Genomic DNA, 21432 nt, shown 5'->3' with positions numbered 1-21432 from the left:
ATCTACATTCTTTCTGGTGCTTCTATTCCTAATAGATCTAATCCTGTTTTTAATACAGTCTTAGCTGTAAAGGATAACATAAGTCTTGCTTTTTTAAGTTCTATATCATCTGTGATTATAGGGCAAGAATTATAGAACTTATTATAAGCCTTTGCTATTTCGACTATATGTCTTGTGATGAAATAAGGTTCATTTTTCTCCATAGCATCTAGTACTACTTTAGGGAAATCATACAAAAATCTAGTTATATTTATTTCTTCCTCAGTATTAAGAAGACTATAATTTACATTATCCCCTATATTAAACTCTCCTCTTTCAAGTAAAGAATTTATTCTTGCATGGGTATATTGAACATAAGGACCAGTTTCTCCTTCAAAACTTAATGTTCTATCCCAAGAGAATACATAATCTTTGATTCTTTGATTAAATAATTCTTGAAATATTACAGCGCCTATTCCAACTTGTTTTGCTACATCTTCTTTATTTTCCAATTTTGGATTTCTTTCATTTATTATATCCAAAGTATTTTTAACTGCAGTATTTAATACATCTTCCAAGAAGACAACTCTACCCTTTCTAGTAGATAAAGTACCATCTTCTAAACTAACCATACCAAATGGTATATGGATACAGTCATTTGCCCAATCATACCCCATAAGCTCTATTACCTTCATCCAAGCTTTAAAGTGAAGATTTTGTTGCGAAGCTACTACATATATATTTTTGTAGAAATCATAGGTTTTCTTTCTATAGAAGGCAGCTGCAATATCTCTTGTAGTATATAAAGTTGAGCCATCAGATTTCATAATAAGTGCTGGTGGCATACCATATTCCTCTAAATCCACTAAATAAGCTCCTTGAGATTCCTTCATCAAGTTCTTTTCTCTTAATTCCTCTATTACTGCAGGCATCTTATCGGAATAGAAAGATTCTCCAGCATAGGAATCAAATTTAATATTTAACATATCATATACCTTATTGAACTCCTTTAAGCTTATTTCCCTAATCCACTCCCATAACCCCAGAGCCTCTTCATTTCCATTTTCTAATTCTTTAAACCAATATCTAGCTTCATCTCTTAATTCTTCATGTTCTTCTGCTTCTGCGTTAAATCTAACATATAATTTTAATAATTCATTTATAGGATCAGCCTCTATTACTTCTTTATCTCCCCATTTCTTATATGCAGAAATAAGCATACCAAATTGAGTACCATAGTCACCTAAATGATTAATAGCAACTGTATCAAATCCTAAGAAAGTATATATCTTATATAAAGCATTTCCTATAACTGTTGTTCTAATATGCCCAATATGGAAAGGCTTTGCAATATTTGGTGATGAATACTCTACTATAACTGTCTTACCATTACCTATATCTGAAGAACCATATCTAATCCCTTTTTCTTTTATTTCATTTAAAGTAATTTCTGTAAGCTTACCTTTATTTATAAAGAAATTTAGATATGGACCTTTATTCTCTATTTTTTCAAAGCACTCATTTTCTCCAAATTTACTTGCTAACTCCTCAGCTATAGCAGGTGGTGCTTTTCTAAAAGCCTTAGCTAATCTAAACACTGGGAAAGCATAATCCCCCATATCATATGATGGTGGCACTTCTATTAAAGAAGATATTTCTTCTTCTGTAAGTGCATCTACCTGGGACTTAATCAATTTAACAACTTCTTCTCTAAAGTTTAACATATTTTCAACCTCCTATTATTCAATTTACAATTGTTTCTTTTTTATTTACTTGTATGTCGCAGTCTCGAAACTCAAATTCATTTGCTCACCATCGTTCACATAGATTTGGTTCTCGTTGCGTTTGACCTACTAAAGCTCACTAGCGTTCGCTAAGTTAGGTCATAAAAAAGGCTCTCGTCTCTAATATAAGAGACGAGAGCTACCCGTGATACCACTCTTGTTGGCAAATGCCCACTCGAAATTTTAACGCTACTAGCGTAATATCCTACTCTTTTCAGATATATTCTCCTGAGCTCTCTTCAAATATTTCCTATGTGCTGGCTCTCACCAACCCAGCTCGCTTCAACACGGTGAACATTTTACTCTCTCAATCTACGAATTATATATAATTATTACTATATAATATACAATATTATCTGTATAAATACAAGTAATATTTAAAACTACTCTATTAGTATATGAACTTTAATATTGTTTCTGTTCACTTATATCCCAAAATAATGATTTTTTCTTATTTAAAACTAATATATTAGTGGTGAATAACATTATTCCTCCCACAGTAGTTATAAAATAAGCTGGTATTATATTCAGTAAGAATCCAGATAGTATCAATCCTAATGGAAGTATAATTTTAACCATACTCATAGCTATACTTAAAACTCGTCCTCTATATTCATCTGGTATCAATTTCTGTAACATATACATAATCGGTATATCTATAAAAGAAATTGCGACTCCAAATACAATCATTATTCCACAATAATAGAAAGTATATATAGTATTAGTAAATAATAAGTTTTTAAACAAGATAGGAACTCCCAATAAATTTGTACATATACCTAATGCTAAGCTGGCAAACATTAAAATCTTTTTATAGGAAGCTCTTTGCATAATCTTTTTGATTATCAATGCACCAATTATCATTCCTATTGGAAATGCACTCTGAATTATTCCCAAACTCCTAGAATCTAATGTCAATACATTATTTATTATATACGGCAAAGGTATTGTGACTGACAAACCCATGAAAAAATTCAAGCTAATAAACACACTAAAAATTCCTATTATATCTTTTCTTTCTATAATATATTCTAATCCATTTTTCATATCTTTCACAAAGCTAATGCTATTTTCTTTTTTATTACTTTCATTATAATTATATTTAAAATCCATAAACATTTCAGACACTCCCGAAAATATATAGGATATTCCATTAAATAGAATAAAATATCTGATATCTATTAAGGCAAATACTATTCCTCCTACCATCGGTCCTAATATGGAAGATGTAGAATCTATGATCTTGCTAATTGAATTAATATTCATTAGCATATTCTCTGATACAATATTAGGAATTGCTGATTCCATCGATATGCCAAATATAGTGGTAAAAATTGTAGTAATAAATGTACTTATATATATAATTAATAAATTCAAACCATATATATTACTAACTATATATAATAACATAAGAAATATTCCATTTAATATATCCATGGAAACTACTATCTTTTTTTTATCAAATTTATCAGCTACAACTCCAGCAAATGGATTTATAATTAGCATAGGTATTATACTAACTATTAAAGTCATGGCAAAGCTCAGACCTAAACCTGTAATTTTTAATACATGAAGTCCCATGGCAAAAGAATAAATAGATGCACCAAAAATAGATACAAATTTACCTAATGAAAATAATATGAAATTTAATCTCTCCGTTTTGTTTTTCATATTGATCCCTCCTGACCACATCTTAAATAGTAGTGATTAGGCAATGTCAATACATTTTCTAACTCTTTTTGTTTGCACAAATAATTAAAGATAGGGTTAACCCTATCTTTTTCCATAATACAAATAAGAATATACCTCTTCTCCTTTTACAAAATAATTTTCGTATTTTCCACCTTTACCTAAAGGTTCCGAAACTTTTTCATAAATAAGTTCATAACTTAGATTCTTTATTTTTTCTTTTACATTCTTTAAAATAAAACTTTTTCTATATTTATCATCTATTTTACTATTTACACTAAAATTTTTAAATATTATATATGAACCTATCAACCAAGCAGTCTTTTTAATATAGTTATCTATTTCATTCAACAAAAATTGCTCCTTTGAAAATCCATAATTACTACTTCCTGAAAAATCCACAAGAACATCAATAGATTTATTTCCTATAGGAATCTCAGTAAAATCAGAACATATAAATATTATATTTTTATTGGAATCTATAAGCTCTAGCATACTTTTCAAAAATTTATGTCTCCCAATATCATTATCAACAGCTATATAAATGGAGTCATCAGGTAATTCATTATATATATGTCTTAAGAAAAAACCATTACCAGATCCTAACTCTAATATTGTTTTGTTTTTAAAATTATCAAACTCTATTTTCTTATGCATCAGTTCTAAATTTTTATATACATTATCTAAATACTCTATATCAGTTAAGCTTATATATTCCTCTATATATTTATAATCAAATTTCAATCCATGATCCATAGGTTCATGATTAATTATTAATATTCCATCATCAATATCATATTCTACACCACAATTACATATTAACTTTCCATCAATTACTTGATTGCTATCTACACTTCCTTTAGAGAGTATTAAATCACCATTACATTTTAAACATTTAAACATGTTTAGATTTCTAAAGTCAATACCCATTTTGTTCTTTCGTTCTATGCTAATATTGTGTAGTTCTTGTATTTTAATTTTAAGATTATTTCTAATCTCTTTGAGATTATCTATCTCCTCTCCTATACTCTTATATTTGCTTTCAAAAAATGTTTTATAATATTGATTTTGTTCATATGGAGTAAGACTTCCTAGTCTCCTAAACATAAATATAGATTTAATTTCATTTAATGTAAATCCCATACCCTTTAAATTTAGAATATCTTCTAAGTCCGACTTACATCTATCATCAAAATAATATTGCCCTCCCTGCATTTCAGGTATAATTAATCCCAAATCCATATAATGTCTAACAGTATCAATAGTAAGATTATTACTTTCAGCAAATTTTCCTATTCTCACTAACTCACCACCTATAATTTCTTTATTGCTTTTCCTATATGAAAATTTTATCATAACTAAATTAAATAATCATATTATTCCCAGTATGATTTGAATTTTACATTCTTAGCATTATCCCCAATTAAATAAAGTTTGACTTCCCCGTCTTTAAATATAGATAAATCAAATTGATAGCCATCATTTTCAGGTGATAAATCTATAGTTCTTTCTATATCTGCTTGTACTAAGCGTAATGAAAGCTTCCCCTTACCACACTCTGATTCAATATATAGTCTGCTCGGATTATTATCTTCTATTTTTATTTTACGGGTAAATTCTTTAGTAGAACTAATATATGATACATTCCATTTATCCCCTATATTATTTTCTATTGACCCTATTGATATTCCACTATGTGCTTTCAAGTCACCATCTCTAAATACTATCAGAACAAAACCCATAAAGATTATAATAATAACTATGAAATAAATAATAAATCCTATCATAAGTCCCTTCGAATTACTTTCTCTATTTTCCCTGTAATATCTAATATCTTCTTTGAACTCATTTCCACAAGTCATACAATAATTGGATGATCCCGGCACCATACTACCGCATTTATTACATCTGATCATCTCATCCTTACGAGCTACTAGGAAGTAAATTATTAATCCCATTAAGTTGGGAACCAATAATACTATAGCAGTCCATAAGCCTGCATTTAAATTCCTTTTTTTTGCATCTCTATATGTCCATGTACCTAGAAAAGCAAATGTCACAACAATAAATGATATTAATATTCCAAACAGTATAAACATATTCATAGACAAATCATAGCTCCTTTCTTAAGTTCAAAGTACTTAACTCCAATAGCTGTCAATACTATGCTAAATATCATAGTCAATAATCCAAATACCATAATCATTATCTGTAAAGTTCCATATGGAATATAAATGAAAGCTATTGTTGATACTGCTATGGTTGTAAAGATAGAAATAACCATTGGAAGCCACCATATAGATATAGTCTTCTCTTTAGAGTTTCCATATCTTAATTTTTTCTTTAATTCTTGATTTAACTTTTCATCAACTTTATCATATGATGCAAGGGATTTTTCTAGTAGAAAGTCAATACTTCCCTTATCTATATCCTTCATAGCCTTTCCCCTCCAATTCCTTTTTTATAATTAATCTAGCTTTATGTAAACGGCTTTTAATTGTTCCCTGTGGTAACTTTAAAGTTGTTGCAATTTCTGATATAGACATATCTCCATTATAATACATAATAATCGGTATCCTAAATTTATCACTTAGGTTAGAAACTATAATATTTACTTGACCTATTAACTCATTTGAAATAGCTATATCTTCTGTACTAATGCTATTGATTGATATATCCCATAAATCATTTCCCTCTATACTGACTGTTGGTGCAATCCTATGACGCCGAGCATTTTTACGAATGGTATTTTTCCATATACTTACTGCAAGAGAAATTAAAAATCCTTTTGGATTATTGTCTATATCTATATTTTCTTGAATTTCTACAGCTCTTAGAAAAGTTTGTTGATATAAATCATCTGTATCGGACTTATTTACTGCAAGTCTCCTACAAAATCCATAAATAATATCTCCATATAGATCAATTAGTTCTTCTACATCCGATACATTCATCACCACCGCCTCCTCATACTGTTATCGTCACCATATTATATATGGTTCATTTTTTCTTAAGTTTTCTTATAATAAATATCTATTAACCGAAACTGAACATCACTAACTCAAAGGAATCTAATATATAATTTAATGTCGTGCTATGAAGATAGTATCCATAAACAATAAAAAGATGAGAAATTTCTCATCTTTTTATTGTAATTTTAACTATTAAAAATGCTCATTTAAAAGCTCTACCATCTTAGATGTAACTTCAGCTGCTACTCCAGCACAGCGAGCTTTCCTTTCTGGGTCTCCATATCCTACACCTTGAGCTTTCATAAATTTGCCTACAGAATCATGACATAATAATGAGTCTGCAACTGTCTGAGTTAAATTTAGATTTTCTGGTTGATACTCTGGAAAATTCTGCTTCTTATACCAATTAAATAATTCCCCTACTAATTTTTTTTGTGTTTCCGCATCTGTTACTGTTCCTATGCAAGCTGCTGCAACTCCTAAAGAACCGCATAATGTAGCTTGACCAAATCCACCTGCAAAACTAATAAATGCCTCTGGTGGAATTTGATTAAAGGGATATCCTACCTCATCAGCTAATGAACCGAAGAAACCATCGGCTACACCAATACCTCAACCACCTTTTTCTTTATAAGCATTGTAAGCTCTTTCTTTAACTTCTTCTAAATTTAACTTTTTATACTTATATGGCCATTCTAGTGTTTCTGTAGAATTAGCTGTACCTGCTGTTCCAATATTTGAGCATGCAGTGAGTAGCCCACCTACACTTCCTGCCATAGCAACTCCTGCTAATGAAACTCCCACCCCTTTGATAAAATCTTTTCTAGATATTTGTTTTTTTTCTATATTTCCCATAATCTATCCTCCTTACTAAATTTAACTTGTCCTCAATTAAATACTATGTCATTTTTTTAACATCTCTATATTAAATATTATAGTATAAATTTAACACTCTACATAATAAGACTTAATTATGGTCTATAACTATATTTTATTAATGTTTTTATTTCTGCAATTAAAGTAACATATAAAATAATGACAACTTTTAATTTTAATATTTCATGATATACTATAAGTTAATAGATATACCTTATAATTATAAAATTCGTATTTATAATTTTTATAATTACTTTATTAATTCGTAATTTAGATTTTATTTAAAAGGAGGGAAATTCGCCTTGCTCAGGCTAGACGACAGATATTCGTCTAAATGTATAGTGATTTCTACTATAATATAAGAAAAATTTAATTAAATTTTTCAGAGCTACATTATGAACTTACAATATTTAAAAGCCTTTTACGTAGCAGTACAATTAAATAGCATTTCAAAAGCTGCTAAACACCTTCATCTAACTCAACCGGGATTAAGTATGCAAATACAATCATTAGAAAAAGACTTAGGGGTAACGTTATTTATCAGAAGTAATAAAGGGGTAGAATTAACCGAGGCAGGAAAAATAGTATTTGAATATGCTGACACCATTCTATCTATGCAAGATAATATAGAAAGAGATTTGAAAAACTTAAAGTTTAATAGAAAAGAACTTCTATTAGGTTCCTGTAAGGCTATAGGTGAATATGCTCTACCTTGTAGTATTTATATTTATAAACAAGATTTTAGAGATGTAGATATTAACTTTCAGATAAGCAATACGGAGGATGTTATTAAAAATTTACTTGAGCGTACTATTAACATAGGTATTATCCATGGCAATAGAGAATCTCCCAATATTAGAACCAGTATAATTGCATCTGATCGCTTGTTACTTGTAACATCTTTACCCGTTATAAAAGATGTCATCACTTTAGATGAATTCAAAAAACTCCCCTTAATTTTTCGAGAAAATGGTTCTGGAACCTATCAAACTATTAAGGAAGAATTACTTCTACATAATATCAAAATCGAAGACTTAAATGTTATATATGAATTGAACTCCATGGAAGCAATTAAAACATCTGTATTATCTGGAAAAGGTATATCTTTTATTCCAGAATTATCAATAAAACGCAATTTAAAAGACGGTGATTTAAAAGAAATTAAGGTGAAAGGCATAGATATCATTAGCGAATTTTTTATTGCCTATCGAGAAGATTATAATCTTAATCCCCATGAAAAAGAATTTATAAGTTTTATAAAATCATCGAAGAGAGGGTTTTGTTAAAATTATAAAAGTAGCTTTCAATATTGAAAGCCACTTTTATAATTAATTTATAATATATATTTAAACAGTATTTTACTTCCAATCCATGCACCTACAAACATAAATATTCCAAAGACCCATCCATGAAGAGAAAGAGATGGTATTGCACTGAAATAGGCACCTATATTACATCCAAAACTTAACCTAGTACCATATCCCATAAGAATTCCTCCTATAAGTGCAAATACAAATTGTTTTTTGTTTTTTAATTTTTTAAATTTAAATTGTGAAGCTAATAATACCGATAATAGAGAACCTAAGACCATAGCAGCCGACATAAGTATTAAACTATTATTAAAGTATGTCTCCCCATGTTTTAATTGATTATCATATGCACTAAAGTAATGCCACTCACTAGGATTAACTCCTATGATTTCTAAAAAACCTGCACCTAAGTATAAAAATGATGTTGTAACTTTCCAAGCCGCCCCAGTAGTAAATAATAAAAGTATATTTAAAAGTCCTAAAACAATTCCTCCTACCCAGTATGGCCATGGTTTCTTAAATACTTTATTCTTTAACTCCAATTTAACCACCTCCTAATCATCTAGCTTTTTCAATATAGATTTCCCATTCCCCTTCTGCTATTTCTATATAATCAATATAATGTCCCTGTTTCTTAGTCCACTCTACCACATTAGCTATGGAACAATTATGATCTGTTTGCATAATTAATAAATCTCCTATTTTCATAGTATTTAATTTTTTTAATGCTTTTAATAACGGAATAGGACATGCTTCATACATACAATCTAGCCTATATTCAGCCATAATAACCTCCTATAAATCTACCATAATGTTATTTTGTTTATCATACCAAATAGCTACCCAGTATATAATACCTAGAACTATCAATTGTATTAAAGTCGCTGGCATAAAACCTATGTACTCAGGTATATATATAGTTTTTGACGATGAAATAAATAGTTTGTCCCAAAATTCAAAGTGATTACTTCCTAGCGTAGTACCTATAATAAATCCTATAAGAACAATTACCTGCATCATATAGCCCTCTCCAATTCTAATTAATGTTCCTGAAGCACATCCCCCTGCTATAACCATACCTATACCAAATATAATAGCCCCTATTATAGTATGAAACCCTACAGGAGAAATTTGTCCTGGAATTTTCGATATAGAATATTCCAGAGTATTACTAACTGTTATATATTGAAATATACTAAAACCTATTGTAGAAATCATTAATCCAATAATTACAGCTCTAAAAAGTGAGGTAGTTCCTACCATAATTGGGTCACGAAAACTTGCAGCGAAGCAAAATCTAGAACGTTGCATAGTAAATCCAATTAAAATACCTATAGTCCAAACTATGACATATGTTGTATTTTTATAAACAAAATAGAAACAAATAATAAAGCAAATCAATGCAACAAAAAGAAAGTACTTCAATTGACTATTTCTTAACTTTATTTCTTTTTGTCTTTGTTGTTTTAGCTCTTCAATTTTTCCAGATGTCATATATACATTCACCTCCATTGATAAAAATAAAACAGATTTCTTAAACTCATTATACACTAAAAGCAATAATTATCTCAACGTTAAAAGGATACCTAGCTTTGTTAATCTAGGTATCCTTTTTATATTTTAAATTCTTTACTTAATCTCTACTACTGTAACGCCATCTCCACCTTCTCCAAAGGTACCAAATCTAGAAGCTTTGACATGTCTATGACTTCTTAAATATCCTTTTATCCCATCTCGCAGCACTCCAGTACCTTTACCATGTATTATATTAATTTGCTTTAATCCCGCAATATATGCATCATCTAAATATTTATCTAACTCTAAAAATGCTTCATCTAGATTTTTTCCTCTTAAATCAATTTCTGTCCTAATATCTTTAGACTTAGATCCCATTATTTTTTTTGTACTACCATGGACTTTTTCTTCTTCATCTGAGGTTGTTCTCTTTAACGTAGATATATGAGCAGTTATTTTCATTATACCCACTTGAATCCTTACATTTCCATTATCATCTGGTTCATCAAGGACTGTACCCTTTTGATTGAAGGTAAGAACCTCCACAGTTTCTCCCACCTTCAAGTTTTTTGGCGGCTTATTGGATTTTACATTTAGTACGTTACGAGACACTTCTCCCTCAGCCTTATTTAATTTAGCTTTTAATTTATCCTGTGCTTCTTGAAGTTTTCTATTTCTATCCTTTTCTATTTCACTAGATATATCTCTTAATTCTCCTACTATAGAATCTGCATCTTCTTTAGCTAATCTTAATATATTTCTAGCATCTTCCTTAGCCTTAACTAAAATCTTGTCTCTCATTTCCTTTGTTTTATCTTTTTCTATTTCTAAATCTGCCTTCAATTTCTCTACTTCTAATCTATATCTTTCTGCTTCAGCCCTATTAGCCTCTGTAGCTAATCTATCTTTTTCCATAGCCTGTAGCACATCTTCAAATTCTACATTCTCCTTAGAAATAAGGTCTTTTGCATAATCTATGATATATTCTTGTAATCCAAGTCTTTTAGATATTTCGAAAGCATTAGATTTACCTGGTACTCCAATAAGCAATCTATATGTGGGGCTTAAAGTCTCCACATCAAATTCCACAGATGCATTTTTTACACCTTCTGTAGTTAATGCATATAGCTTTAATTGACTATAATGAGTTGTAGCAATGGATCTAACATTTAATTTAAGTAAATGATCAAGTATTGACATGGCAAGAGCTGCACCCTCTGTAGGATCTGTTCCTGCTCCAAGTTCATCAAATAAGATTAAACTATTATATTCTACTTTAGATAATATATCTACTATATTAACCATATGAGATGAGAAGGTAGAGAGAGATTGCTCTATACTTTGCTCATCTCCAATATCTGCAAATATCTGAGTAAATATTGCTATCTCTGAATTAAAATCGGCAGGGATATGAAGTCCTGACTGAGCCATTAAAGTAAGTAACCCCACAGTCTTTAATGTAACGGTTTTACCACCAGTATTCGGCCCTGTTATTATCAAGGAATTGAAATCTCTTCCTAGGTATACGTCTATTGGTACTATTTTAGCTACATTAAGCAGTGGATGACGACCTTTTTTAATATTTATATATCCTTTTTCATTTAGTATTGGCTTAGTCGCTTCATATCAAGGGCAAGTTTCCCTTTAGCAAAAATAAAGTCCAATTCTTGAAGGATTTTTTGATTATTTCCAATCCCTTCGGATTCTTCTGCAACTAAGTTTGAAAGTTCCCTTAAAATTCTTTCTATCTCTTCTCTTTCTTTTAGCTCTAACTCTCTAAGCTCGTTATTTAACTGAACTACTGCCATAGGCTCTATAAATAACGTTGCCCCGCTCCCACTCATGTCATGGACTAATCCTGGTACATTTCCCTTATTCTCTGATTTAACTGGTATTACATATCTTCCTTCTCTAATAGTTACAATGCTATCCTGAAGATATTTTTTGTTAGTCTGGGAATTTATTATTGAGTTTAACTTATCCTTTACTGCCTCATTCTTACTAATTATTTGTCTTCTAATACTTCTAAGCGTTGAGCTAGCATTATCTGAGATTTCATTTTCTGATATTATAGCATTATTTATTTCATCTTCAATATGTTTAAAAACCCTAAGCCCCTCAACTAATTCTTCTATTATAGGATAATCAGATACTTTATCCTCTTTCGTCTCTTTTATATAGTTTTTTAATCCCCTAGATACTCTTAGAGAGTCAGATACCTTTAGTAAGCCCCCAGGACTAAGAGCTCCGCCTATTTCTGCCCTTTTAACTTCAGGTGCTATACTGTGTATTCCGTACAGCGGCGGTGTTCCTCTCTTTATTAAAAGTGTATAGGCCTCCTCTGTTTCTCTTTGAAGATGCTCTATATCTTCCATATTTGTTAAAGGCTTTATTTCTTTTACCTTATCCTTACCTAGGCTAGATTCAGCTTTTCCTAGAAGTAAATCTATAATCTTATTATATTCTAATGTTTTTAAGGTCTTTACATTCATTTTATAATCATTCCTTCTCGTAAATTACCCTGCAATAATGTAATTATAACATATTTATAGGCAATAAAAAAGGTTCTGAAAAGAAAAGAGAGTTATTAGATGAATAACATATTTTCAGACACTTCAAAGAAAAAATCATAAAAAATGAGAATCTCAAAGTTACATCAAATCACAAAGAAGAGATTCCCATGAAGATACCTTCATCAGCTATTATACGAACTTATTAAGTTGTTTAACAACCAGAAAATTATGAAATTTGTTACAAAGGTTAGGATTTTGCAAGCGACACAAAGGTATGCTACCTGATACAATTCTAGTTCTCGATAGTTCAATTATACCAATAATAAAATGTCCATGCTATTTTATTATTAAAACTGTTGAATCTTTTAAGTTCCTTTCTTTTTTGGTATTTATTTTTCTTCACAATCCACAAATATTGCTTCGAAGATATCTGAATATCTATTTATTCTATATGTATATCGTAAGCTTATGTTTTTATCAATTATTTCTGGATTGTAAAACGTACTATTGGTGTCGTCACGAACAAAATATTCCTTCAACTCATCAAAGCTTGGATACTGTTTTACATAAACTTTATCGTCATATTTTTCCAACAATTTTGAAACACTCTTTTCCACACCTTCAAGCCAACTCTCTCTATAATCACTCTCATCTGAATAATAGAAACATGTTATGTCTTCAGGGTTATACATATTCTTGGCGAAAGACATATTAATGCTTAAAACTGTGATAAGCAGGAAGCAAACTGTTAATACAAGCAATGATTTTTTCACTATATTCACCTCCTCCTATTATATTGTGTAAATGTGAGACTCTTGCTAGTTACTCACCTTATCTAATTTAATATAACTACCCTTATATCATTCATAAATATTTTTGAATTGTTATTAAAATTAGAATATATCGATTATTCTTATTTATTAAAATGCTATTACTATATATTTTTTTGTCAACCCATTGAGCCTATTTATTTTCATGCGTTTTTCGACATTATTTGTAGAATTTTATCAAATTCTTTATTTCATAATTGCCAAATAATAAATTGTAAAGGGTGATAAAAATATTGTTTTCATTAGAGGAAACGCGAGAATGAAAGCAACATAAACATTGAGGTGATATGGTTATTAAGAAAATTACAACCTGATTTTAAAACCATAGCCGACTTTAAAAAAAATAAAAACAACCTAAAAGGTGATGACTTAGGAAAGCCAGAGTCTTTGAAGCATGAACTAACTGGATATCGGAGTCATAGAATCGAAATGGAACATAGATTGATTATAGTATTGATAAGGATAATGTTTATATAGCCAGTTGCAATGGCATTTTAAAATCCCAGAGAATGTTTTCTCTGGGATTTTAATGTCTATCAAAGTTTTTTACTATATTATACCTCTAAAATAGTGGCCATTTGTTATACTTGTATCTTCTCTAAAGCTTTCTATAAATTCTCTTGCAGAATTATCATCTATTATACCCTTACTATAATCATAGAAAGCTTTCTGTATATTTCTAATATTCTTTGTCTCCATTGTAAAATCCAATCTTGCCATAGATACTCCACTATTGTAAATCTGCTTTAAGGTATCCAATACCATTAATGGAACAGAATTATAGATATTAGTAAATCCATCTCTTCTATCCATCTTAAATGTAATATTCATTCTATCTTTTAACCCATATCCCTTCACATACTGGCAACTTCCACAGGCCTTATCATTTTTACATCCTTTAACTAAGGACATAGGACAATGCTTTGTAACCATAACTGGCAGGTAGCCATAGACAATAGTCTCTGTAAACGCATCTGAATGTTCGTTAATCTTCTTAATTTGATTTAGATTTAGTTCAGGTGACAGTGTTACACTTCCCAGTCCAATATTTTTAAGATATTCTAAGGAATAGCTATTAAATATATTTAACCCAATATCTCCATGAATATTTAATTCAAACCTATCCTGCATATATTTTAGACTTCCAAGATTTGATACAGAAATGCCATTGATATTTTTCTTTATAGGACTAATTAATTCTCCTAATTTATCTAAGTCCTTCTGATATAATATCTTATCTGCCCAGATATATACTTCTTTACCTTGATTTAGTACTTTATTAGCTGCTTTTTCCAAGCCATCATAAAATCCTAAATACACTCTATCTAATTTTTCTAAATCTAAATCATTAAATTGTTCAACGTCATTAACTCTTACGCTGATTTTATTATCAGGCTTCATATTCTTTCCTTGATACTTAAAATAGCTTTTCTTTTTAATATTATATTCCTTTTCATCTATAGGCTTTCTATGATTTATATTTTCTACTATCCTATCTAGTTTTTCGATTGCTTCTCTCCTTAGGAGATTTAAGATAGATACTGGTAGATATGCTCCTTCATCAAGATTAATATTTATATTGTTTAGAATATAAGTGGTATCCCCTAATTTCGATAATTGTTCTATTACCTTTTCCTTCGTAAGAGATACCCTTTCAGACTTTTCTACTTTCCCTTCCCCAAGTGCAGTAACCATATTGCCCCTATACATAATCATTAGCTTAGGATTATCACCGATATTTATATTTATCTCCATATCTATAGGCCTTTTTATTTTTTCCTGTTGGTAACTTGCCTTAGCACTATTTAATAAATTGATGCTAGAAGTTTTATATACTAAAGAGTCATTTAATATATAACCAGGCTTTTCTAATTTCATTGTTGTTCCCTTTTTACCATAAAATGAAGCCTTTATGCCTTTATATTCACCATTTCCAGTTACAAACTCTAAGCCATCGCCTTCATTTACATCCTCTTCAAGCAATATAAATACATTATATTTATCTGCTCTTGTAACCTTCCCTACTAAAATTCCTCTATTATCAGGCCTTTCTATGGTAATGAAGTCTCTACCAAAATCTCCAAAGGTCAAGCCTTTAGTAAATCCTCTATTAAATATTTGTTCTACATCTTTTTTATCTTCTGGTTTTAAGTTTTTAGCGCCTTCATCTAAAGCCTTTCTATAGTTTTTCACTACAGTAGCTACATACTCAGGTCTCTTCATTCTTCCTTCTATCTTTAATGATATAATTCCACTTTCTATTATTTCTTCAAGATTTTCTAATGTATTTAAATCTCTGGGACTAAGTATATGTTTCTTATCCCAATCTCTAATAGTATTTCCATTTTTATCAATTAATGAAGATGGCATTCTACAAGGCTGTGCACATTTACCCCTATTTCCGCTTCTTCCTCCAATTAAGCTGCTCATTAGACATTGCCCAGAATAACAAACACAAAGAGCCCCATGAATAAATGCCTCTAACTCAATGGGGGTATTGTTATGAATATATTTTATTTCATCTATAGGGGTCTCACGAGCTAGTACAACTCTGGTAAATCCCATGTCATAAACAAACTCTGCTCCAGGCAAATTATTTATTGTCATTTGTGTGCTTCCGTGGACATCTAAGTTAGGAAAAAACTCTCTTATAAGATTGGCTAAGCCTAAATCTTGTACAATTATACCATCTACGTCTATCTCATAGAGAAATTTAATATAGTCTATTACATTTTCCATCTCGGAATTATCAACTAAAATGTTGGCAGTTATATATACCTTAACATCTCTTAAATGAGCATAATCAACAGCCTCTTTTAGCTCATCAAAATCAAAATTAGAAGCATATTGCCTAGCATTAAAGAGCTTTCCTCCTAAATAAACTGCATTGGCCCCATTTTGTATAGCCGCATAGAGAGATTCCATACTACCTACTGGAGCAAGTAATTCAATATTATTATTCACAGATTCTAAACTTCCTCCTTGACAAATATATTTTTCTTATCATCTAATAACTTCAGAACTTCTACTAATTCTTTCTTAGTTTCAATTAATTCAATTTGGTTATCAAATACTTTATCCTGTAAAGATTTTATCATTTTCTGACTTTCCACTAATTCTTTTTCTTTTATCTCTAGAGCTTGCTCATATTTCCTTATTTCCTTAGTTGCATTTTCAGTTTCAATTTTAGCATGCAAAAGCTCATCTTTATACTGGAAATATTGTGCTTCCAAGCCCTGAATAGTAGATTTTGCCTTTTCTAATTCGGAGATTACATTTCCATATTTCTCCATTGGGTCTTTAGATTGATTCTCCAGTTGTTCTAATCTTGCTTTAGTTTTAAAGAATTCATCCGCAATATTTAAGGCTGCCAATGTAGCCGAACTAGTCTGACAAAGTCTATCATTTTTACTTGCTAATTCTCTTATCCTCTTATCAACATAGCGGGCTAGAGATCTAACGTAGTCTTCATTATCAGTTGTTCCCACTACTGTAAAGTTACGACCATCTATTAATATATTTATTTTTCTTTTTTCCGTCATAACTATACCACTCCTTTATAGTTTATAATTAATATATTCGACACTCTTATTGATTCTCCTTCTTTTTTGGGAAAAAAGAGTAGAAATTTCTACTCTTTTTATGATCTAAGCTTAGCATCAAAGGAATTTTCCAAGTCTTCTATGATAGATTGTTGAATACTATTTACTTCATCATCTCTAAGTGTTCTATCGTAAGATCTATAGGTAATAGAATATGCCACACTTTTCATGCCCTCTGGAATTTGATTTCCAGTGTATATATCAAATAGTTCAATTTTTTCTATTAATCCCTCTCCATGTCTAGAGATTATCTTTTGAATATCTCCAACTAATATATCTTCTTTAACCACTAATGCTAAATCTCTAAGCATTGAAGGATATTTTGGCAATGGTTTATATTTAACCTCTAAATTTGTTAGTTCAACTATTTTGTTAAAATCCAACTGTCCAACATATATTCTATCTTTTATGTCGTAGTTCTCAGCAACATCTACATGGATCTCTCCTAAGATACCAATTTCTTCGCCATTTAACATAAGTTTCGCTGTTCTACCTGGGTGGAATGTAGGATCATTTTCTTCTCTAATATATTCTATATCTCTTATACCAAGCCTGCCTAAAGTCTTATCTATAACTTCCTTTAGATAGTAAAAATCCTTATTTCCATAGACACCTAAACATAAAATCTTCTTTTCCTCTGGTAATTCTACTATAGGAAATTCTTTTGCAATAAATGTATTTCCTATTTCATATACAGAACATTCTTCAACACCACGATTATAGTTTCTACTAAGTAATTCTAGCATATTAGGTATAAGAGTGGTTCTCATTATACTATATCTTCTCCTAAAGGGTTGATAAGTCTTATATAATCTCTTAAAGAACTATCTTGTGAAACATTTATCCTATCATAAGCTTTAGGGCTAATGAATGAATAAGTCATTACTTCGTTTAATCCAAGTCCCTGTAATATAGCCTTAGTTCTATCCTCAATTCTTCTAGCTCTTGGTTTTTCACCTCTAGTTAATACACCTACTAAAGGCTTACTCTCTATATTGTGAAATCCATAAATTCTACCAATTTCTTCAATTAAATCTATTTCTCTTTCAAGGTCTAGTCTAAAGGTTGGTATCCTTACAGAAATTAATTCTCCTTCAAGTTTAGATTCAAGTCCTAACCCATTTAAGTAAGAAATCATGGTTTCTACAGGGATATCTATTCCTAAAAGTTTATTTACTCTAGCTGGTCTTAAAGTTATTGTACTTTCCTCTTTCACCTTTTTATATACATCTATATTTCCTTTAACAACTATACCCGCTCCTATTTCTTCTACTAGTTGACATACTCTTTCTACAGCAGTTTGACTTAAGTTTGAATCTATTCCCTTTTCAAATCTTGTTGATGCTTCTGTTCTTAATCCGAATCTCTTCGATGTAAGCCTTACACTCTTGCCATTAAAGTTTGCACCCTCTAGAAGGACATATTTAGTACTACTTGTAATCTCAGTATCAAACCCCCCCATAACTCCAGCTATACCGATAGGTTTTGTAGCATCTGCAATAACTAAATCAGATGAACTCAGATTTCTCTCTACTTCATCTAAGGTAAGTATTTTTTCTCCTTCTAGGGCTTCCCTTACAATAATTTTTCTGCCTTCAACTTTCTCTAAATCAAATGCATGTAATGGCTCGCCATATTCTAACATTACAAAATTTGTTATATCTACTATATTATTTATAGGTCTTACTCCTGCCTCCATAAGCCTAGTTTGCATCCAAAGTGGTGATACTCCTATTTTTACATCCTTTATTACTCGAGCATAGTATCTATTACAATTATCAGACGGTACATCAATAGAATCTAAATAATTCTTTATATCTTCAACTTCATTTTTTATACTGATTTGAGGTTCTTTAAGATTTATATTAAAAGTAGCTGCTGTCTCTCTAGCCATACCAATAATACTTAAACAATCTGGTCTATTTGGAGTAATTTCAAACTCTATAACTTCATTATCTAGTCCTATTATATCAACTATAGATATTCCCAATGGATATTCCTTATCTAATATAAATATACCATCTTTCATTTCCTTTGGTATAACATTATCACTATACCCTAACTCCTTTAATGAGCATAACATTCCATAGGAGTCTATTCCTCTAAAGTTAGTTTTTTCTATTATAATATCTCCTGGTAACTTAGAGCCTAGTACTGCCACAGGGATATAATCCCCTACACTCAGATTCGTAGCTCCTGTTACAATCTGTAAAGTCTCACTACCTATGTCTACTTTACAGATTGAAAGTTTATCTGCATCTGGATGTTTCTCTATATCAATAATCTTTCCTACAACAACATTCTCCACACCTTTATTCAATGCTATGATTGACTCTACATGTGATCCAGACAGAGTAAGTCCATCTGCTAAAATCCTAGCATCTTTATCCGTTTCAATATAATCCTTTAACCATTTTATAGGTAATAGCATCTTTCCACTCCCTTTTCTATCTAGAATTGTTCCAAAAATCTATTGTCATTTTCAAATAATAGTCTAATATCAGTAATGCCATATTTAACCATTGTAATCCTGTCTATCCCCATACCAAAGGCAAATCCGCTATATTTCTCAGGATCAATTCCACAGTTTTCTAGAACCTTAGGATGCACCATACCACAACCCAATAATTCCATACTCCAACCAGTTCCATTACAAGAGTCACAGCCTTTACCCATACATTTAAAGCAAGTCACATCTACTTCTCCACTGGGTTCTGTAAAAGGAAAATAGTGAGGTCTAAATCTAGTTTCCATATCTTTGCCAAATAATTCTTTAATAAATACATCTATAGTATGAATTAAGTTAGCCATTGTTATATTTTCATCAACAACCAAACCTTCTAATTGATGAAACATAGGCGAGTGTGTATCGTCTACATCATCAAATCTAAAAGTTCTACCAGCAGATACGATTCTAAGAGGTGCCCCCATCTCCTTCATTGCTCTTATTTGTACCGGAGAAGTTTGAGTTCTAAGTAAAATGTCTTCCGTTATATAAAAAGTATCTGATAAGTCCCTAGATGGATGATTTTCTGGAGAATTCAGTGCATCAAAGTTATTTTCAACGGTTTCAATCTCTGGCCCAGTTACTACAGAAAAACCCATACTTATGAATAAATCTTCTAACTCTTCAATTGTTGCTAAAAGCGGATGTCTATGACCTAATTTTTCTTTATTAGTGCTCATAGTTATATCTATCTTTTCTTTGCTCATTTTAGTTTTTTTCATTTCTTCAGTAAGTTTTTCCTTCATTGAAGAAATAGCATCTTCTAGTTCATCTCTAACTTCATTAGCAATTTGCCCAACTATAGGTCTTTCTTCTGCTATTAATTTCCCCATATCTCTTAATACAGATGTTAGTTCTCCTTTTTTCCCTAAAAACTTCACTCTTAATTGTTCTATTTCATCTAAGCCTGCTACTTCATTGATACTGCTCAGTGCAATTTCTTTAATTTCTAGCAATTTCTCTCTCATATTTTCCTTCATAATTCTACTCCTTTGCCATAGTATAAAAAACAAGACCTTTTCCAAAGAATAAAGGTCAAAATTTCAAAGTATTTACTCAATTATAGCACCTAGAATTTCAAAACTCAAGAAGTATTAGCTTCTCTGCTTCATTACTTCATACATTATAATCGAAGCTGCTACGCCTGCATTTAAGGACTCAGCTTTTCCAGGCATAGGTATCTTTATTAGCTTATCAGATAAAGAAAATATTTCTTTCCTAACTCCATTTGATTCATTGCCGATGATTAAAACAAACCCTTCCTGAAAATCAGCTTCATATATTGGTATACTTCCAGTTAGAGCTGTTGAATATACCCCTATATTCATATCTTTCAAATTTTTTAACTCATGAATTCCATCTGAAATATAGTATAATGGGACTCTAAAAATTGATCCCATTGTAGCCCTAACAACCTTAGGATTATAAGGGTCTACACATCCCTCTGTAATTATTATACCATCTGCATTAAAAGCATCTGCTGTCCTAATTATAGTCCCCATATTTCCTGGATCTTGTACTCCATCTAAGAATAATAAAAAAGGCCTTTGTTTCTTATACATTTCATTCAGATTTTCATATTCCAACTTTGCAATCCCTAATATTCCTTGTGGATTTTCAGTGCCTGAAATTTCTTTAAAAATATTATTCGGCACATAGATAGTATTATCTAAATCCTTTATCCTCTCAAAAAAATTCTCTCCATCTTTAGTCTTTAGAAGCTGATCCGTATATATAATGTTTTTAACTAGATAGCTATTATCTATTGCTTCTTCAATCATCTTTATGCCTTCAATAATAAAAGCTTTATTTTTAATTCTTCCTTTTTTTCTATATAAAGTTTTTATTTCCTTAAT

20 protein-coding genes, 1 pseudogene and 1 other annotated feature are annotated in these 21432 nt (G+C 30.4%); of the genes and pseudogenes, 2 read left to right on the top strand and 19 right to left on the bottom strand.

The window, feature by feature from the left end:
- Positions 1–2: 2 nt before the first annotated feature.
- The 7 genes from argS to CIW83_RS24570 all read right to left on the bottom strand — a co-directional run bounded on the left by argS (position 3) and on the right by CIW83_RS24570 (position 7279).
- On the bottom strand, positions 3–1703 hold the full coding sequence (gene argS, locus CIW83_RS19970) for an arginine--tRNA ligase (protein WP_094904205.1): 1701 nt from the start codon (positions 1701–1703) through the stop codon (positions 3–5).
- A 185-nt stretch (positions 1704–1888) separates the two neighbouring features.
- Positions 1889–2087: a binding site (T-box leader), on the bottom strand.
- Between the two features lie 81 nt (positions 2088–2168).
- On the bottom strand, positions 2169–3434 hold the full coding sequence (locus CIW83_RS19965) for an MFS transporter (protein ID WP_094904204.1): 1266 nt from the start codon (positions 3432–3434) through the stop codon (positions 2169–2171).
- A gap of 102 nt (positions 3435–3536) precedes the next feature.
- On the bottom strand, positions 3537–4754 hold the full coding sequence (locus CIW83_RS19960) for a MerR family transcriptional regulator (RefSeq protein WP_094904203.1): 1218 nt from the start codon (positions 4752–4754) through the stop codon (positions 3537–3539).
- Between the two features lie 74 nt (positions 4755–4828).
- Positions 4829–5557, bottom strand: a complete 729-nt coding sequence (locus tag CIW83_RS19955) for a hypothetical protein (RefSeq protein WP_158220187.1) — start codon at positions 5555–5557, stop codon at positions 4829–4831.
- Positions 5554–5889, bottom strand: coding sequence for a hypothetical protein (locus tag CIW83_RS19950; RefSeq protein WP_094904201.1), 336 nt, complete (start codon positions 5887–5889; stop codon positions 5554–5556). The genes CIW83_RS19955 and CIW83_RS19950 overlap by 4 nt, the downstream gene beginning before the upstream one ends.
- Entirely contained in the window at positions 5873–6406 is a 534-nt protein-coding gene (locus CIW83_RS19945) for an RNA polymerase sigma factor (RefSeq protein ID WP_094904200.1), read from the bottom strand. The genes CIW83_RS19950 and CIW83_RS19945 overlap by 17 nt, the downstream gene beginning before the upstream one ends.
- A 210-nt stretch (positions 6407–6616) precedes the next feature.
- On the bottom strand, positions 6617–7279 hold the full coding sequence (locus tag CIW83_RS24570; protein ID WP_094904199.1) for a C-GCAxxG-C-C family protein: 663 nt from the start codon (positions 7277–7279) through the stop codon (positions 6617–6619).
- A 416-nt stretch (positions 7280–7695) separates the two neighbouring features.
- Between CIW83_RS24570 and CIW83_RS19935 the strand changes: the two genes are divergently transcribed.
- Positions 7696–8586, top strand: a complete 891-nt coding sequence (locus CIW83_RS19935; protein WP_094904198.1) for a LysR family transcriptional regulator — start codon at positions 7696–7698, stop codon at positions 8584–8586.
- 47 nt (positions 8587–8633) lie between these two features.
- Here CIW83_RS19935 and CIW83_RS19930 read toward each other — a convergent pair whose 3' ends face one another.
- From CIW83_RS19930 to CIW83_RS19910, 6 genes are all read right to left on the bottom strand, one after another.
- A complete protein-coding gene (locus tag CIW83_RS19930) occupies positions 8634–9161 on the bottom strand; it encodes a YeeE/YedE thiosulfate transporter family protein (RefSeq protein WP_255374536.1) in 528 nt (175 codons plus the stop codon).
- Between the two features lie 7 nt (positions 9162–9168).
- A complete protein-coding gene (locus tag CIW83_RS19925) occupies positions 9169–9396 on the bottom strand; it encodes a sulfurtransferase TusA family protein (RefSeq protein WP_094904196.1) in 228 nt (75 codons plus the stop codon).
- Positions 9397–9405: 9 nt separating this feature from the next.
- Entirely contained in the window at positions 9406–10104 is a 699-nt protein-coding gene (locus CIW83_RS19920; protein ID WP_094904195.1) for a YeeE/YedE thiosulfate transporter family protein, read from the bottom strand.
- A gap of 135 nt (positions 10105–10239) precedes the next feature.
- Positions 10240–11625: an endonuclease MutS2 gene (locus CIW83_RS25025; RefSeq protein WP_369819415.1), complete on the bottom strand. Its 1386-nt coding sequence runs from the start codon at positions 11623–11625 to the stop codon at positions 10240–10242.
- Between the two features lie 101 nt (positions 11626–11726).
- A complete protein-coding gene (locus CIW83_RS25020; RefSeq protein WP_369819414.1) occupies positions 11727–12617 on the bottom strand; it encodes a hypothetical protein in 891 nt (296 codons plus the stop codon).
- A 410-nt stretch (positions 12618–13027) separates the two neighbouring features.
- Entirely contained in the window at positions 13028–13411 is a 384-nt protein-coding gene (locus CIW83_RS19910; RefSeq protein ID WP_094904194.1) for a hypothetical protein, read from the bottom strand.
- Positions 13412–13792: 381 nt separating this feature from the next.
- Here CIW83_RS19910 and CIW83_RS25015 point away from each other — a divergent pair, with 381 nt between their 5' ends.
- Complete coding sequence (locus CIW83_RS25015) at positions 13793–13945, top strand: type II toxin-antitoxin system YoeB family toxin (RefSeq protein ID WP_369819416.1); 153 nt, start codon at positions 13793–13795, stop codon at positions 13943–13945.
- 72 nt (positions 13946–14017) lie between these two features.
- Here the strand turns inward: CIW83_RS25015 and CIW83_RS19900 are convergent, their stop codons facing one another.
- The 6 genes and pseudogenes from CIW83_RS19900 to rlmB form a co-directional block, all read right to left on the bottom strand.
- Positions 14018–16432: a DUF3656 domain-containing protein gene (locus tag CIW83_RS19900; RefSeq protein WP_201260064.1), complete on the bottom strand. Its 2415-nt coding sequence runs from the start codon at positions 16430–16432 to the stop codon at positions 14018–14020.
- A gap of 5 nt (positions 16433–16437) precedes the next feature.
- Positions 16438–17010 (bottom strand): cell division protein ZapA, encoded by a 573-nt coding sequence (locus CIW83_RS19895; RefSeq protein ID WP_094904192.1) that lies wholly within the window; start codon positions 17008–17010, stop codon positions 16438–16440.
- A 98-nt stretch (positions 17011–17108) separates the two neighbouring features.
- Positions 17109–17381, bottom strand: coding sequence for a hypothetical protein (locus tag CIW83_RS24020; RefSeq protein ID WP_235601426.1), 273 nt, complete (start codon positions 17379–17381; stop codon positions 17109–17111).
- Positions 17382–17504: 123 nt separating this feature from the next.
- Positions 17505–19501 (bottom strand): annotated as a pseudogene (gene pheT, locus CIW83_RS19890) (phenylalanine--tRNA ligase subunit beta); the annotation flags it as partial.
- A gap of 20 nt (positions 19502–19521) precedes the next feature.
- Positions 19522–20544 carry a phenylalanine--tRNA ligase subunit alpha gene (pheS, locus tag CIW83_RS19885; RefSeq protein WP_094904214.1) on the bottom strand — a complete coding sequence of 341 codons (1023 nt, stop codon included), beginning with the start codon at positions 20542–20544 and terminating at the stop codon, positions 19522–19524.
- Positions 20545–20670: 126 nt separating this feature from the next.
- Positions 20671–21432: 23S rRNA (guanosine(2251)-2'-O)-methyltransferase RlmB (gene rlmB / locus CIW83_RS19880; protein ID WP_143598602.1), on the bottom strand; the 762-nt coding region annotated here is incomplete at its 5' end.

The sequence above is a fragment of the Tissierella sp. P1 genome (assembly GCF_002266425.1).
Taxonomy (GTDB): Bacteria; Bacillota; Clostridia; order Tissierellales; family Tissierellaceae; genus Tissierella; species Tissierella carlieri.
The sequence above is the reverse complement of the archived record's forward strand: the minus strand, read 5'-3'. Positions and strand labels throughout refer to the sequence as shown.

Coding starts and splice junctions, on each gene's coding strand:
- CIW83_RS19950 (WP_094904201.1), bottom strand. CDS start 5,889: ATGAAGGATATAGATAAGGGAAGTATTGACTTTCTACTAGAAAAATCC.
- CIW83_RS24020 (WP_235601426.1), bottom strand. CDS start 17,381: ATGCTTAGAGATTTAGCATTAGTGGTTAAAGAAGATATATTAGTTGGA.
- CIW83_RS19920 (WP_094904195.1), bottom strand. CDS start 10,104: ATGACATCTGGAAAAATTGAAGAGCTAAAACAACAAAGACAAAAAGAA.
- CIW83_RS19895 (WP_094904192.1), bottom strand. CDS start 17,010: ATGACGGAAAAAAGAAAAATAAATATATTAATAGATGGTCGTAACTTT.
- CIW83_RS19955 (WP_158220187.1), bottom strand. CDS start 5,557: ATGAATATGTTTATACTGTTTGGAATATTAATATCATTTATTGTTGTG.
- pheS (WP_094904214.1), bottom strand. CDS start 20,544: ATGAGAGAGAAATTGCTAGAAATTAAAGAAATTGCACTGAGCAGTATC.
- CIW83_RS19935 (WP_094904198.1), top strand. CDS start 7,696: ATGAACTTACAATATTTAAAAGCCTTTTACGTAGCAGTACAATTAAAT.
- CIW83_RS19925 (WP_094904196.1), bottom strand. CDS start 9,396: ATGGCTGAATATAGGCTAGATTGTATGTATGAAGCATGTCCTATTCCG.
- argS (WP_094904205.1), bottom strand. CDS start 1,703: ATGTTAAACTTTAGAGAAGAAGTTGTTAAATTGATTAAGTCCCAGGTA.
- CIW83_RS19945 (WP_094904200.1), bottom strand. CDS start 6,406: ATGAATGTATCGGATGTAGAAGAACTAATTGATCTATATGGAGATATT.
- CIW83_RS25020 (WP_369819414.1), bottom strand. CDS start 12,617: ATGAATGTAAAGACCTTAAAAACATTAGAATATAATAAGATTATAGAT.
- CIW83_RS19965 (WP_094904204.1), bottom strand. CDS start 3,434: ATGAAAAACAAAACGGAGAGATTAAATTTCATATTATTTTCATTAGGT.